This window comes from Brevibacterium sp. K72 (assembly GCF_050562175.1).
Classification (GTDB): Bacteria; Actinomycetota; Actinomycetes; order Actinomycetales; family Brevibacteriaceae; genus Brevibacterium; species Brevibacterium casei.
Window position 1 is genome coordinate 3,317,361 of record NZ_CP191582.1, and the last position, 13,020, is coordinate 3,330,380.

A 13,020-nucleotide genomic window follows, 5' to 3' on the forward strand; every position below is an offset into this window, starting at 1 on the left:
TCAGTGAGCCCCGAGCATGGGGCGACCACCCATTCGCACGCAGTCAGTGGGGTATTCATGGCCGCAGAGACGACAGATGTCGTGAACCTGCACCTGGATCGGAGCCCTCGAGTCCGCCGCCGCGTCGGATCAAGCCGCCTCCGTGTCGGACCAGACGGCATCACCCTCGCCTACGCGAACTCGTCGGATGTGCAGGCCTGCCTCGTCCGGTCACCCGCCTCGGCGCCCTCGCCCACGACGACCGCACCTGTCCGCACCGGCAGCACCACCGCCTCGGCGGTTGCCGTCCCACCGGCCACGGGCACGACGGTTCGCATCCTCGGCACACCGACGACCGCCTCGGCGAGCATCGCTGTCCACCCCGGTGACGGTTCACCGGACGGACCGCACCTGCGCATCCCGCTGCCGACTGCCCCCGCCGTCGGCTCAGCCCGCTGGCGGCTATGATCGCTGTCCGCACGACCGCACTCGAACGATCGCATCAGGAATAGGAGACATCGTGCCCAACACACTCTTCATCGATGGCAAGTGGGTCTCTGCCCAGGACGGCAGGACCCGCGAGATCCACAACCCTGCCGACGACACGCTCGTCGCCGTCGTCGACGAGGCGAGTCCGGCCGACACCGAACTCGCGATCGCCGCCGCGCGCCGCGCCTTCGACTCCGGCGTGTGGTCGAGCAGGCCCGCGAGCGAACGCGGTGACTTCCTGCTCCGCTTCGCCGCGGTGCTGCGTGAGCGCAAGGAGGAGTTCGCCGTCGCCGAGTCCCTCGACACCGGCAAGCGCATTGTCGAGTCGCGCATCGATATGGACGACATCGCCAACTGCTTCGACTACTTCGGCAAGCTCGCCGCCAACGATGCCGGACGCATCGTCGACGCCGGCTCGGACTCCGTCGTCAGCCGCATCTCCTACGAACCCGTCGGCGTGTGTGCGCTCATCACGCCGTGGAACTACCCGCTGCTCCAGGCCGCGTGGAAGATCGCCCCGTGTCTGGCCGCCGGCAACACATTCGTCCTCAAGCCCGCCGAGCTCACCCCGCACACCGCGATCATGACGATGCAGGTCATGGAGGAGCTCGGGCTGCCCGCGGGAGTCGGCAACCTCATCCTCGGCGCCGGTGCCGACGCTGGTGCCCCGCTGTCGACGAGCGAGGACGTCGACATGGTCTCCTTCACCGGCGGGCTCGTCACCGGTCGCCTGCTCGCGGCCAATGCCGCGGCGACGGTGAAGAAGGTCGCCCTCGAACTCGGCGGCAAGAACCCCAACGTCGTCTTCGCCGACGCCGACCTCGACGCAGCCCTCGACAACGCCCTCAACGGCGCGTTCGTCCACTCCGGCCAGGTCTGCTCGGCCGGTGCCCGGCTCATCGTCGAAAACTCGATCGCCGAGGAGTTCGTCGACAAGCTCGTCGAGCGCGCCTCGCAGATCCGCCTCGGCGGGCCCTTCGATCCCGATGCCGAGACCGGACCGCTCATCTCCGCCGCCCACCGCGACAAGGTGACGAAGTACGTCGAGAAGGGCATCGCCGAGGGCGCACGCCTGCGCTGCGGCGGCAAGTGGGGCGAGGGCGAACTCGAGAACGGCTACTACTACCTGCCGACCGTCCTCGACAACGTCGAACGCGGCATGTCCGTCGTCTCCGACGAGGCCTTCGGTCCCGTCGTCACCGTCGAGACGTTCTCGACCGTCGACGAGGCGGTCGCGACTGCCAATGACACGATCTACGGTCTCGCGGGTGCCGTGTGGACCCAGGATGCGGGCAAGTGCCAGGAGGTCGCGGCGAAGCTGCGCCACGGCACGATCTGGATCAACGACTTCCACCCGTACCTGCCGCAGGCCGAGTGGGGCGGCTTCAAGCAGTCCGGCTTCGGCCGTGAGCTCGGACCCACCGGCATGGCCGAGTACCAGGAGGCCAAGCACATCTACCACAACCTCGAACCCGCCGTGACCGGTTGGTTCCCCGTGCACACCGAGAGCGAATGATCGCAGCGAGAGCGAAGAAGGAGATTCCCGTGGACACCACCCACAGCTTTGACTACGTCGTCGTCGGAGGCGGATCGGCCGGAGCCGCCGTCGCCGCTCGCCTGAGCGAGGATCCCACCGTCACCGTCGGTCTCCTCGAGGCCGGCCCCACCGACGTCGACGAGGACGTCATCCTCCGCCTCAACCGGTGGATGGAACTCCTCGAGTCCGGGTTCGACTGGGACTACCCGATCGAGAAGCAGGAGCACGGCAACTCGTTCATGCGCCATGCGCGGGCGAAGGTCCTCGGCGGCTGCTCCTCCCACAACTCGTGCATCGCCTTCTGGGCGCCCAAGGAGGATCTCGACGAGTGGGAGACGAAGTACGGCGCCACCGGCTGGGGTTCGAAGGACACCTTCGGCCTGTACAAGAAGCTTGAGAACAACGAGCTCCCCGGCGACCACCACGGCCATGACGGTCCGGTGCGCCTGATGAACGTGCCTCCGGTCGATCCCTGCGGCATCGCGCTCCTCGAGGCGTGCGAGCAGGCGGGCATCCCCACGGTGCAGTTCAACGAGGGCGAGACCGTCATCAACGGTGCGAACTTCTTCCAGGTCAACCGCAAGGACGACGGCACCCGGTCGTCCTCCTCGGTGAGCTACCTCCACCCGATCCTCGACCGCGAGAACCTCACGATCCTCACCGACACCCAAGCCAAGGAGATCGAGTTCGACGACGAGAACAACGCCACCGGCGTCCTCGTCGTCAACAACGCCTTCGGCAAGACGCACCGCATCGAGGCGAAGAAAGAGGTCATCGTCTCCGCGGGTGCGATCAACACCCCGCAGCTGCTCATGCTCTCGGGCATCGGACCGAAGGACCACCTCGCCGAGGTGGGGATCAAGTCCCGTGTCGACGCTCCCGGAGTCGGGGAGAACCTCCAGGACCACCCCGAGGGAGTCATCTCGTGGGAGGCGAAGAAGCCGATGGTCGAGGACTCGACGCAGTGGTGGGAGATCGGCATCTTCTCCCCCACCGAGGATGGCCTCGACCGCCCCGACCTCATGATGCACTACGGGTCGGTGCCCTTCGACATGCACACTGTGCGCCAGGGGTACCCGACTTCCGAGAACACGTTCTGCCTCACTCCGAACGTCACGCATGCTCGCTCGCGCGGCACGGTGCGTCTGCGCTCGTGCGACTTCCGCGACAAGCCGCTCGTCGATCCGCGCTACTTCACGGATCCCGAGGGCCACGACATGCGCGTGATGATCGCCGGCATCCGCAAGGCCCGTGAGATCGTTTCGCAGGATGCGATGTCCGAGTGGGCCGGCCGCGAGCTGTTCCCCGGCACCGACGCACAGACCGACGAGGAGCTCGAGGACTACATCGTCCGCACCCACAACACCGTCTACCACCCGGTGGGCACGGCGAAGATGGGCGCTCCCGACGACGACTCGGCTCCGCTCGATCCGCAGCTGCGCGTCAAGGGTGTGGGCCGCCTGCGCGTCGTCGACGCCTCGGCGATGCCGGAGATCACCACGGTCAACCCCAACATCACGGTGATGATGATGGGCGAGAAGTGCGCGGAGATGATCAAGAACGGGCAGTGATGTCGGTGGTCTAAGGCGCGTGACGCCGGCCGGGGGTCTGGTTTGCGTGACGCGACCTGGCGATCCGGCAGGGCGCTGACGGGCACTGACCACAGCGGAGGGCCGGTCGCACACCACATTCGGTGCGCGACCGGCCCTCTTGCGCGACTGATTCACTTTTCGCCCGATCGGTCGGTTCGAAACCCGATCGATCCGGCGGAAAGTGACTCAAGCCGGCGCGGCTGGCCGACCCGCGCCCCACCCCTACTCCCGCTGCGGCCGGGCCTTGCTGCCGGTCCGGCTGGCGAGCGTGCTCTGTCGCTTCGGCTTCGCCTTCGGTGCGTCGACGTAGGGGTCGCGGAACTCCGGCGCAGGCTCGTCGGCCTCGGGGGCGACGACGGTCTCCTCCGACGCGTCGTACTCGTCGTTGAAGGCATCGTCGTCATCGGCCCTCCGCTCGGCCTCCTCCGGCGGCAGCACCTTCTTCCACCGGCGCATGCGCACCCGCGGCGGCTCGCCCGCGTCCTCGCGCAGGGCACGCATGAGCGCGTAGATCTGGAAGTAGGCGATGACGAAGAACGGCAGACCGACGAGGATGATCGTCGACTGCAGCGCCTCGAGACCGCCTGTGCCGGAGAACACGAGGAGGGTTGCGGTGACGACGGCGATGGCAAGCGCCCAGAAGATCCGCTGCGCCAAGGGGTTGAAGTCCTCGTGCCCGTTGTTCATCGTGTCGACGACGAGCGCCGCCGAGTCGACGGAGGTGACGAAGAAGATGACGACGAGCATGATCGCGATGACCGAGATCGGACCGGCCAGCGGGTAGTTCTCGAGGAACGCGAAGAGCGCGCCCGGAATGTCGCCCTGGTTGACGACCCGGTCGACGAGACCGCCGCCCTTGTTGAACTCGATGTCGAACGAGGCGTAGCCGAAGACGCCGAACCAGATGATCGAGAACGCCGAGGGGATCGCGAGGACGCCGATGACGAATTGGCGGATCGTCCGTCCGCGCGAGATGCGGGCGATGAAGATGCCGACGAACGGCGACCATGTGATCGTCCACGCCCAATAGAAGACCGTCCAGCTGCTCTGCCACCCGGTGTCGGCGAACGTGTCGTTCCACAGCGCCAGCTGCGGCAGCTGCTGGATGTAGGTGCCGAGGGACTCAAAGATCCCCCGCGCCATGAACAGCGTCGGCCCGACGACGATGATGAAGACGAGGAGCAGCACGGCGACGACGATGTTGATATTCGAGAGCACCTTGATGCCCTTGTCGAGACCGAGCGAGACCGAGATCGTCGCCAGTCCGCAGACGACGCCGATGATGATGAGCTGCCACAGCGCGTTCTCCGGGATCCCGAAGAGCTGCGCGAGTCCCCCGTTGATCTGCAGGGTGCCCAGTCCGATCGAGACGGCGACGCCGAAGACGGTGCCGATGATCGCGACGACGTCGATCGTCTTCCCGATCGGCCCGTGGATCCTCTCACCGAGGATGGGCTGGAAGATCGAACTCACCCGCGGCGGCAGGTTGCGCTTGTGGATGAAGTACGCGAAGCACAGCGCTGGCAGCGTGAAGATCGTCCATGTGTGCAGGGTGAAGTGGTAGTACGTGAAGTTCATCGCGTCCGCCGCGGCCTCGACCGTGCCCGGTTCGATCCCGGTGCTCGCCCGGGGCGGATCGCCGAGGTGGCTGACCGGTTCCGCGACACCCCAGAACATGAGGATCGACCCGATGCCCGCGGCGAAGAGCATCGCGAACCACGCACCGTTGGAATGCTCGGGCGGTTCGTCGTCGGGTCCCAGCTTCGCCCGTCCGTAGCGGGAGGCGGCGATGTAGATGAGGAAGACGAGGAAGACGGTGACGCCGAGGATGTAGAACCATCCGAGGTTGCGCAGCAGCCAGTCGGAGGCGGCGGAGACCCCGGTGTCGAGGGCGTCGGTGAAGAGGATCGTTCCGAGGACGAAGAGAATGATCACAGCGGCTGAGGAGAAGAAGATGACCGGGTTCGTCCTCAGCCTGAGAGCATCGTGCAGACGGTTGAGCATGCGCTGTACCTTCCATTGATGTGTGCTCACCACGCTATCGAAGTTCGCAGATATGACAACAACGCCGATTGCGGCCACGGCACGCCCAGCGCCCACCACGACCGCCGAGAATGCCCAGATCACGGGCTCAGCGCGCCCCGCAACACCCTGCAGGATCGCCACCCGACTGCAGTGATCGCAGGCGGTGCACGCGCGCCGGGAGCACACACTGCGCGCCGCTCGCGTGCCCCGCGATTGATAACATCAGCGTCTCAATCGAGACGTAATCGGCTCTTTAAGTCATCCGTGATCGGGCCTACTGTGACTACTGACAGCACCGGCCGGCGTGGCGTCGAACCAACGGCCCCGAACCACAAGCCTCGAACCATCGGCCCGACAGCGCAGCCTCGACGGAGAGGGAGACCGATGACGATCGCACCGATGAGCGTTGTCCCATGATGATCGAGACCCGCCAGCTGCAGTACTTCGCCACCGTCGCCGAGGAACGCCACTTCGGCCGTGCCGCGGAGCGGCTCAACCTCGCCCAGCCCTACCTCTCGCAACAGATCAGGAAGCTCGAACGCCAGCTCGACACCACCCTCCTCAACCGGACGACGCGCTCGGTCTCACTGACGGAGGCGGGCAAGCACCTCCTCGACGAGGCCCGCCGCGTCCTCGCCGACCTCGAAGCCCTCGGCACCGAGGTCCGACTCATTGGCGACGGCCTCCAGGGTCCGCTGCGGCTCGGCTTCACCGGGTCGACGACTTACGGGATCATGCCCCAGGTCGTCCGGCGGACCGCCTCGGCGGCACCGGCACTGCGGCTGACCGTCAGCGGTGAGATGATCACCCCGCGCCTCATCACCCGGCTCCTCGACCACACGATCGACATCGCACTCCTGCGGTCGAACTCGCGGATCCCGGGGCTGACCTACGCTTCGCTCGGCTTTGAATCCTGTGTCCTCGCCGTCCCCTCCGACTCCCCACTGGCCGACCATGAGACCGTCCCCGCCGCCGAGGTGGGAGCGCACGCCCTCGTCGGCTACCCCGAGAACTCGGTCATGGCGGCCGCGACCCAGCGGCACCTCTCAGCGCACTCCGCCCAGCCCGAGTACACGGTGCGCGCCTCGGAGACCTCGACCCTGATGTCGCTCGTCGCCGCCGGACTCGGTGCCGCCGTCATCCCGCGCACCGCCACCGCCCTCGGCCTGCCCGGGGTCCTCTTCCGCGAGCTCAGTGACGCCCCGCGCACCGAGCTCGCCCTGGCCTGGCGCAAGGACGAGGACACCGCCGCCATCGCCCGGATGTCCGACATCATCGCCGAGGTGGTCGCCGACGTCATCGACGACCCGGCCTCCGCCGAGGAGGCGAGCGCCTGATGCGCATCACCGCCGTCGAGACGATCCCCTACCGGATCCCCATGCGCAAACCCCTGCGCTTCGCCAGCGGCGAGGTCGACCACATCGAGCACGTGCTCGTACGCCTGCGCACCGACGACGGGCTCGTCGGCACCGCCGACATCCCGCCTCGCCCCTACACGTACGGGGAGACGACCGACTCCGTGACAGCGATCATCGGGGGTGTCTTCACCGAGGCGCTGCTTGGCGCCGATCCCCTCGACCGTGCACTCATCCACGCCCGCCTCCACCGCACGGTCGGCAATCAGACAGCGAAGGGCGGCATCGACATCGCCCTGTGGGACCTCATCGGCCAGGCCCTCGAGACCCCGGTCCACCGCCTCCTCGGCGGGTTCGCCCCGTCCGTCGAGGTCTCCCATATGCTCGGCTTCTCCCCCGCCGAGGCGGTCGTCGACGAAGCCCTCGCCTGTGTCGAGTCGTACGGGGTGCGGGCATTCAAGATCAAGGTCGGCCGCCGTCCGATCTCCCTCGACGTCGAGGTCGCGATCGCCCTGCGCGAGGCCCTCGGACCCGAGGTGCTCCTCTACCTCGACGCGAATCGCGGGTGGACGGCGAGCGAGGCCCGCCGCGTCCTCGAGGCCACCGCCGACCTCGACCTGCGGTTCTTCGAGGAACCCGATGACGCCGCCGAGGTGCTCGCCCGCAGGTCTCTCGTCTCCGCCTCACCGATACCGATCGTCGCCGACGAATCGGCGTCCACCCTCGGCGAAGCGGCCCGGGAGATCCATACGGGAGGGGCGAGCGCGCTGTCGATCAAGACGGCGCGGACCGGGTTCACGGAGTCGGCGAAGATCCTCGGGTTCGCCGAGGCGCTCGGCATCGACGTGCTCATGGGCAATCAGATCGACACGCAGCTGGGCAGTGCGGCGACGGTGACGTTCGGGGCGGCGTTCGAGCACTCCTCGCGGTATCCGGCGGAGCTGTCGAACTTCCTCGACATGGGCGATGACCTCATCGGCGAGCCGCTGACGATCGTCGACGGTCGCCTCCCGGCACCGACTGTGCCCGGCGTCGGGACTGCGGTCGATGAGGACAAGCTCGCCCGCTACCGCCTCGACTGACCCGGCAGCTGCGCCGACTGGCATCCGAGCCGACGACCACCGACCGCGACCCCGACCGATGACCACCGACCCAACCCCCGACCACCGACCGACGACGAACCGCAATTGGAGGCGACGATGCTCTACCTCGTGAGGATGGATGTGACCCTGCCTGAGGGTCAGAGCCCGGAAGAGAGAGCCGAGCTGCTCGCCCGGGAGAAGGCCTATTCGCAGGACCTGCAGCGCGACGGCAGGTGGAAGGAGATCTGGCGGATCGTCGGCGAGTACGCGAACTACTCGGTCTTCGACGTCGCCGATCACGACGAACTCCACGGCCTCCTTGCCGGGCTGCCGCTCTTCCCGCACATGCGGATCAGCGTCACGCCGCTGGCCACGCATCCCTCCCACATCTGACCACGATCCCACCACCCGAACACGCACTCACCACCCGAACCGCCGGCAGAGCCGGCTCGTCACAGAAGAGGAACAGCAATGTCTGAGAACAGTTTCACCGAAGAGGTCACCGCCAGGGCCGCGGATTCCGGGGCGAACGCCTCGGCGCGGTTCCAGGAGCGTCAGGCCAAGGCGGCCGGCGGAGTCGTCGACCATGAGCGGGTCGCTCTGCTCGCCGGGAAGGCGGTCAAGGCGCTCAACGACCTCGTCCTCGAGGAGCAGGTGACCTATGAGGAGTACAACGCGTTCAAGGCGTGGCTGATCAAGGTCGGCGAGGACGGCGAATGGCCGCTGTTCCTCGACGTGTGGCTCGAGCACTCAGTCGAGGAGGTCGCCAACCAGGACCGCGAAGGATCGAAGGGCACGATCGAGGGCCCGTACTACCTCGAGGGCTCACCGGAGCTGCCATGGAACGGGACCATCCCGATGCGCCCGGACGAACCGGGCACACCGTTCGTCTTCAAGGGCCAGGTGACGTCGACCGACGGCGCTCCCCTGCCTGGGGCGAAGCTCGAGCTCTGGCATGCCGACAATCTCGGCTTCTACTCGCAGTTCGCGCCGGGGCTGCCCGAATGGAATCTGCGCGGGACCTTCGTCGCCGACGACGAGGGTCGGTATGAGATCCACACGATTCGGCCTGCGCCCTACCAGATCCCCACCGAGGGAGCGTGCGGCCAGCTCATCGAGGCGGCCGGATGGCATGCGTGGCGTCCCGCGCACATGCACTTCAAGGTCCATGCGCCGGAGCATCAGCTCATCACCTCGCAGCTCTACTTCCCCGGCGATCCGCACAACGAGGACGACATCGCCTCGGCGGTCAAGCCCGAGCTCATGCTCGATCCCCAGCCGAACCCGGACGAGGAAGGCGAGATCACCGTCTACGACTTCGTCCTCGACCCGGCCCGCTGAGAAGGCCCGTCGCTGAGGAGGCGTCCACGACCGCGGCCGCGGCAGCAGCTCACCGAGCTGCTGCCGCTCAGCCATGTCACCACCTCGGCGATGCACCACCTCGGCGAGTGACCACCCCACGAATCCGACGTCTGATGGGAACTGGACGATGATGGAGAACCTCGACCTGCGGGCGGTGCCGAGCACGTTCATCCAATCGATCGATCGTGCGCTGATCATCCAGAAGATCCTCCGGGACTCCGTGCCGCTGCACCTGCAGGAGATCAGTGCGCGCACGTCCCTGTCGCCGTCGACGTGCCATCGCATCCTGCAGATGCTCGTCTACCGGGACTTCGCGACCCAACTCGATGACCGTCGGTATACGGTCGGGCCGGCGGTCACGGCTCCGTTGCCGGTCTCCGATGATCTCGACGCACTGCAGGAGAGTGCTCGGCCGCGGATGGATCGCCTCGCGGAGGAGGTCGGCGAGACCTGCCACCTCATGGTGCGCACGGGCAGCACGGTTCGTGTCCTCGTCTCGAGCCCGGGCAGCCTTGAACCCCGCGTGGGCAGTCGGGAAAACGCCGTCCTGCCGGCGGCGACGACCTCGGGCGGTCTCGCGCTGCTGGCGCAGATGCCCGATGAGTGGCTCATCCGGGTCTTCTACCTTCAGCAGTCGGGGCGTTCGTCCCCGGTGACCGAGCACTTCCCGACGGCTGCGGACTTCCAGCGGACCATGGAGCGCATCCGTCGCGACGGCTTCGCCCAGGTGTCCGGGCTGACCGAACGCGGGGTCGATGCGTTCGGGATCGCTCTGCGGGGCGCCGAGGCGGTCGCACCGGTCGCACTGAGTGTGGCCGCCCCGACGGTCAGGGCGGCCACACTTTCGTCCTCGGTGACGCGGGAGGCTATCCTCCGATGCGCTGCGGAGATCGTGGAGCGGGCCCCGCAGGCGCAGGCTCAGTCGCAGGCCGGGGAGCCGCCTGGGACTCAGGCTGGGATTCGGACCGTGCCGCAGCCTCGGTGACGGTGCGGATGGGGGCGGTCGGCGAGGTGCCGTCGGCACCGCTGCCCGACTCCAGACCGAACAGTCGTGCCGCGTTGCCCGAGGCGATCTTCTCCTTGTCCCGGTCATTGAGCTCGATCGCGTCGAACCACCGTGCCGCCTCCTCCATCGACTCGAACGGGTAGTCGGCGGAGAACATGATCCGGTCGGCGCCGACCTCCTGGATCGCGTTGAGCAGTGCGGGAGTGCGGAAGTTGCCGCTCGTGGTGAGGTAGAAGTTCGTCCGCAGGTAGTGGCCGAAGGAGTGCTCGACGTCGAGTCCGCGCGGTGCCACTGCGAGACGGTGATCGGTGCGCCAGATGTTGAAGGGCAGCAGTTCGCCGAGGTGGCCGAGGATCACCCTCACCCCCGGGTGTCGGTCGAAGAGGCCGGAGCCCATGAGCCGCAGCGCGTGCGTGCCGGTCTCGACGGAGAACGCCCACGAGGAACCGTAGAGCCAGGGATGCCCGTCGTACTGGGGGCTCTTCGAGACGAGCGGATCGCGGGGGTGGAGGTAGACGGGAACGTCGAGTTCGGCGACGGTGGCCCAGAAGTCCTCATAGCGTGGGTCGTCGAGGTAGACGACCGTGTTCTCGTCATCGACCTGGGAGAAGCCGTTGATGAGCGCCCCGAGGAGACCGAGTTCCTTCACCGATCGTCGCAGCTCCTCCGTGGCAGCATCCGGGTCCTGCATGGGGAGGGCAGCGAAGGAGGCGAAGCGGGCGGGGTTCACCGCGACCTGGTCGGCGGCGTAGTCGTTGAGGCGGTGGGCCCAATCGACGGCGTGAGCCCGATCGTGGAGCGACTGGATTCCCGGCGCGAGGAGGGAGAGGATGACCTTCTCGATCTCGAGGTCGTCCATCTGTTGCAGCCGGGCCTCGTGGATGTCGAGCAGCGCTGCTCGCCGGGCCGGCCACGCGTCGGGGGTGAAGTGCTCGGCGGACTGCTCGACGATGTTCGGGTCGGAGGCGCCGAAGTGCTCTTCGAGGGCGATCTTCTTCATGGTGTTCTCTGCTCCTTGCTGGTGGTGGTGCGGGTCGTGGGGCGTCGTCGCCTCAGGGCTGGGAAGCGGCGGGTGCGGCGGAGGTCCGGTCATCGGCGTTCGCGGCGACGGTGGGCAGCGCGGCTCGGCGGATGACGACGATAAGGATGACCATGACACAGGCGGCGAAGAGCGCTCCCCCGGCGAAGGCCGAATAGACCGCGGCGACACCGGCGGCAGTGCCGATGAGCAGACCTCCGGTCTGCGGGGCGAGCACGGCGCCGAGGCGGCCCACCCCGAGAGCCCATCCGAGGGCGGTTCCGCGGATCGCCGCGGGGTAGGTGTTGTTGATCGCGCCGATGATGAGGCAGAGCGACCCGTGGGTGCCGATGCCGGCGACGACGAGCAGCAGGTAGGTGACGAGGGTGGGCAGTTGGTCGGAGATCATGATGACCATGGCGATCCCGGTCAGGGCTGTGGCCACCGAAGCGGCGGCGAGGGCTCCGAAGCGCGTGCCGGCCCAGGCGGTGAGGATCGACCCGATGACCGCGCCGAGGTTGAGCGAGAGAGTGAAGGTGAGCGCGGATCCGAGGTCGTAGCCCTGGGTTTCGAGGAGGCGGGGAAGCCACGTGCCGAGCCCGAACCATACGAAGAGCACGGCGAGGGCGGAGACGGCGAAGAGGACGGAGATCATGGCGTAGCCGCCGGTGAAGAGGGTGCTCGTCTCCTTGCGTGCGGATTCGAGGCGTCCTTCCTCCTGCCCGCGTGTTGGCAGGTACTTCAGGGCGAAGGGGATGATGAGCAGGGAGATGAGGGTGAGGAAGAACATCCAGCGCCAGCCGAGGGTGGGGATGACGATGAGGCCGGTGAGGGCTGCGAGGACGCCGCCGACGGGCACGCCGGACATCATGATCGTCGCGACAGTGGCGCGCCACCGGGGTGCGACGAGGCCGGCGACGAGCGCGTTCGAGCTCGGCAGCAGTCCGCCGAGACCGACTCCGGCGAGGAAGCGGAGGATGCCGAAGAGGATGGGGCTGTCGACGGCTCCGCAGAGGGCGTTGAGGCAGGTGAAGAGGATCGTGCAGACGATGACGGTGCGCTTCTGGCCGAAGCGGTCGCCGAGGCGGCCGCCGGCAAGAGCGCCGATCATCATTCCGACGAATGCCAGGGAGCCCAGCGTCCCGATCGACGCGTTCGTCAGTCCCCACCCGGTGGTTTCGATGAGCGAGGTCTGGACGGTGCCGAAGACGATGAGGTCGTAGCCGTCGGAGACCACGAGCAGCCAGGCCACGAGGATGGCCATCGTGGGCACGACTTTCGCCGTGGCGGTGGATGTGGGTGCGTCGGGTCGGCTGTGACCGGTCGGGTTGCTCATGTCCGTCTCTTCTCGATTCCTCACCGTTGAGGTGTGCGGCAGTATCTCTGCGACGAGTTGGACGTTACGGGGGAAGCGACGGATGGCCACGCGGATCCGCGTCCAATTCCATATCGTGAAAAACCACGGTCACGGCAGTGGTCGTGAATGCAGAAAAGGGGAACCCCACCAGGTCCCCCCGCTCCCCCACAGGCTCCTACCCGTGAATGAAAAAAGGAGGGGATCCTGCCCCAAGGACA

The 13,020-nt window shown here is 67.3% G+C and carries 11 protein-coding genes; 7 read left to right on the forward strand and 4 right to left on the reverse strand.

The window, feature by feature from the left end; genetic code table 11:
* Window positions 1–170 precede the first annotated feature (170 nt).
* Complete coding sequence (locus ACQ1RG_RS14960; RefSeq protein ID WP_040342217.1) at window positions 171–350, reverse strand: hypothetical protein; 180 nt, start codon at window positions 348–350, stop codon at window positions 171–173.
* Window positions 351–499: 149 nt separating this feature from the next.
* Between ACQ1RG_RS14960 and ACQ1RG_RS14965 the strand changes: the two genes are divergently transcribed.
* Both ACQ1RG_RS14965 and ACQ1RG_RS14970 read left to right on the forward strand, forming a co-directional pair.
* Window positions 500–1,984: an aldehyde dehydrogenase family protein gene (locus ACQ1RG_RS14965; RefSeq protein WP_063250342.1), complete on the forward strand. Its 1,485-nt coding sequence runs from the start codon at window positions 500–502 to the stop codon at window positions 1,982–1,984.
* Entirely contained in the window at window positions 1,981–3,576 is a 1,596-nt protein-coding gene (locus tag ACQ1RG_RS14970; RefSeq protein ID WP_063250343.1) for a GMC family oxidoreductase, read from the forward strand. The genes ACQ1RG_RS14965 and ACQ1RG_RS14970 overlap by 4 nt, the downstream gene beginning before the upstream one ends.
* Before the next feature lie 243 nt (window positions 3,577–3,819).
* On the opposite strand, the gene ACQ1RG_RS14975 is transcribed toward ACQ1RG_RS14970, so the two are convergent.
* Window positions 3,820–5,601 (reverse strand): BCCT family transporter, encoded by a 1,782-nt coding sequence (locus ACQ1RG_RS14975; protein ID WP_009380042.1) that lies wholly within the window; start codon window positions 5,599–5,601, stop codon window positions 3,820–3,822.
* Between the two features lie 434 nt (window positions 5,602–6,035).
* Here ACQ1RG_RS14975 and ACQ1RG_RS14980 point away from each other — a divergent pair, with 434 nt between their 5' ends.
* The 5 genes from ACQ1RG_RS14980 (at window position 6,036) to ACQ1RG_RS15000 (ending at window position 10,406) form a co-directional block, all read left to right on the forward strand.
* Window positions 6,036–6,959: a LysR family transcriptional regulator gene (locus ACQ1RG_RS14980; RefSeq protein ID WP_201670700.1), complete on the forward strand. Its 924-nt coding sequence runs from the start codon at window positions 6,036–6,038 to the stop codon at window positions 6,957–6,959.
* On the forward strand, window positions 6,959–8,059 hold the full coding sequence (locus ACQ1RG_RS14985; protein WP_009380044.1) for a mandelate racemase/muconate lactonizing enzyme family protein: 1,101 nt from the start codon (window positions 6,959–6,961) through the stop codon (window positions 8,057–8,059). The genes ACQ1RG_RS14980 and ACQ1RG_RS14985 overlap by 1 nt, the downstream gene beginning before the upstream one ends.
* Before the next feature lie 117 nt (window positions 8,060–8,176).
* On the forward strand, window positions 8,177–8,452 hold the full coding sequence (gene catC / locus ACQ1RG_RS14990; RefSeq protein WP_009380045.1) for a muconolactone Delta-isomerase: 276 nt from the start codon (window positions 8,177–8,179) through the stop codon (window positions 8,450–8,452).
* Window positions 8,453–8,530: 78 nt separating this feature from the next.
* Window positions 8,531–9,400: a catechol 1,2-dioxygenase gene (catA, locus tag ACQ1RG_RS14995; RefSeq protein WP_009380047.1), complete on the forward strand. Its 870-nt coding sequence runs from the start codon at window positions 8,531–8,533 to the stop codon at window positions 9,398–9,400.
* Between the two features lie 148 nt (window positions 9,401–9,548).
* Window positions 9,549–10,406, forward strand: a complete 858-nt coding sequence (locus ACQ1RG_RS15000; protein WP_009380059.1) for an IclR family transcriptional regulator — start codon at window positions 9,549–9,551, stop codon at window positions 10,404–10,406.
* On the opposite strand, the gene ACQ1RG_RS15005 is transcribed toward ACQ1RG_RS15000, so the two are convergent.
* Together ACQ1RG_RS15005 and ACQ1RG_RS15010 are read right to left on the reverse strand one after the other, a co-directional pair.
* On the reverse strand, window positions 10,288–11,427 hold the full coding sequence (locus ACQ1RG_RS15005; protein WP_430600205.1) for an amidohydrolase family protein: 1,140 nt from the start codon (window positions 11,425–11,427) through the stop codon (window positions 10,288–10,290). The two genes, ACQ1RG_RS15000 and ACQ1RG_RS15005, sit on opposite strands and share 119 nt — an antisense overlap.
* A gap of 52 nt (window positions 11,428–11,479) precedes the next feature.
* Window positions 11,480–12,781 carry an MFS transporter gene (locus ACQ1RG_RS15010; RefSeq protein WP_119297231.1) on the reverse strand — a complete coding sequence of 434 codons (1,302 nt, stop codon included), beginning with the start codon at window positions 12,779–12,781 and terminating at the stop codon, window positions 11,480–11,482.
* Window positions 12,782–13,020: the final 239 nt, after the last annotated feature.

Excerpts from the sequence above, each read along its gene's own strand:
- ACQ1RG_RS14960 (WP_040342217.1), bottom strand. The coding sequence starts at position 350 with ATGCTCGCCGAGGCGGTCGTCGGTGTGCCGAGGATGCGAACCGTCGTG.
- ACQ1RG_RS14970 (WP_063250343.1), top strand. The coding sequence starts at position 1,981 with ATGATCGCAGCGAGAGCGAAGAAGGAGATTCCCGTGGACACCACCCAC.
- ACQ1RG_RS14975 (WP_009380042.1), bottom strand. The coding sequence starts at position 5,601 with ATGCTCAACCGTCTGCACGATGCTCTCAGGCTGAGGACGAACCCGGTC.
- ACQ1RG_RS14980 (WP_201670700.1), top strand. The coding sequence starts at position 6,036 with ATGATGATCGAGACCCGCCAGCTGCAGTACTTCGCCACCGTCGCCGAG.
- ACQ1RG_RS14985 (WP_009380044.1), top strand. The coding sequence starts at position 6,959 with ATGCGCATCACCGCCGTCGAGACGATCCCCTACCGGATCCCCATGCGC.
- catC (WP_009380045.1), top strand. The coding sequence starts at position 8,177 with ATGCTCTACCTCGTGAGGATGGATGTGACCCTGCCTGAGGGTCAGAGC.
- catA (WP_009380047.1), top strand. The coding sequence starts at position 8,531 with ATGTCTGAGAACAGTTTCACCGAAGAGGTCACCGCCAGGGCCGCGGAT.
- ACQ1RG_RS15000 (WP_009380059.1), top strand. The coding sequence starts at position 9,549 with ATGATGGAGAACCTCGACCTGCGGGCGGTGCCGAGCACGTTCATCCAA.
- ACQ1RG_RS15005 (WP_430600205.1), bottom strand. The coding sequence starts at position 11,427 with ATGAAGAAGATCGCCCTCGAAGAGCACTTCGGCGCCTCCGACCCGAAC.
- ACQ1RG_RS15010 (WP_119297231.1), bottom strand. The coding sequence starts at position 12,781 with ATGAGCAACCCGACCGGTCACAGCCGACCCGACGCACCCACATCCACC.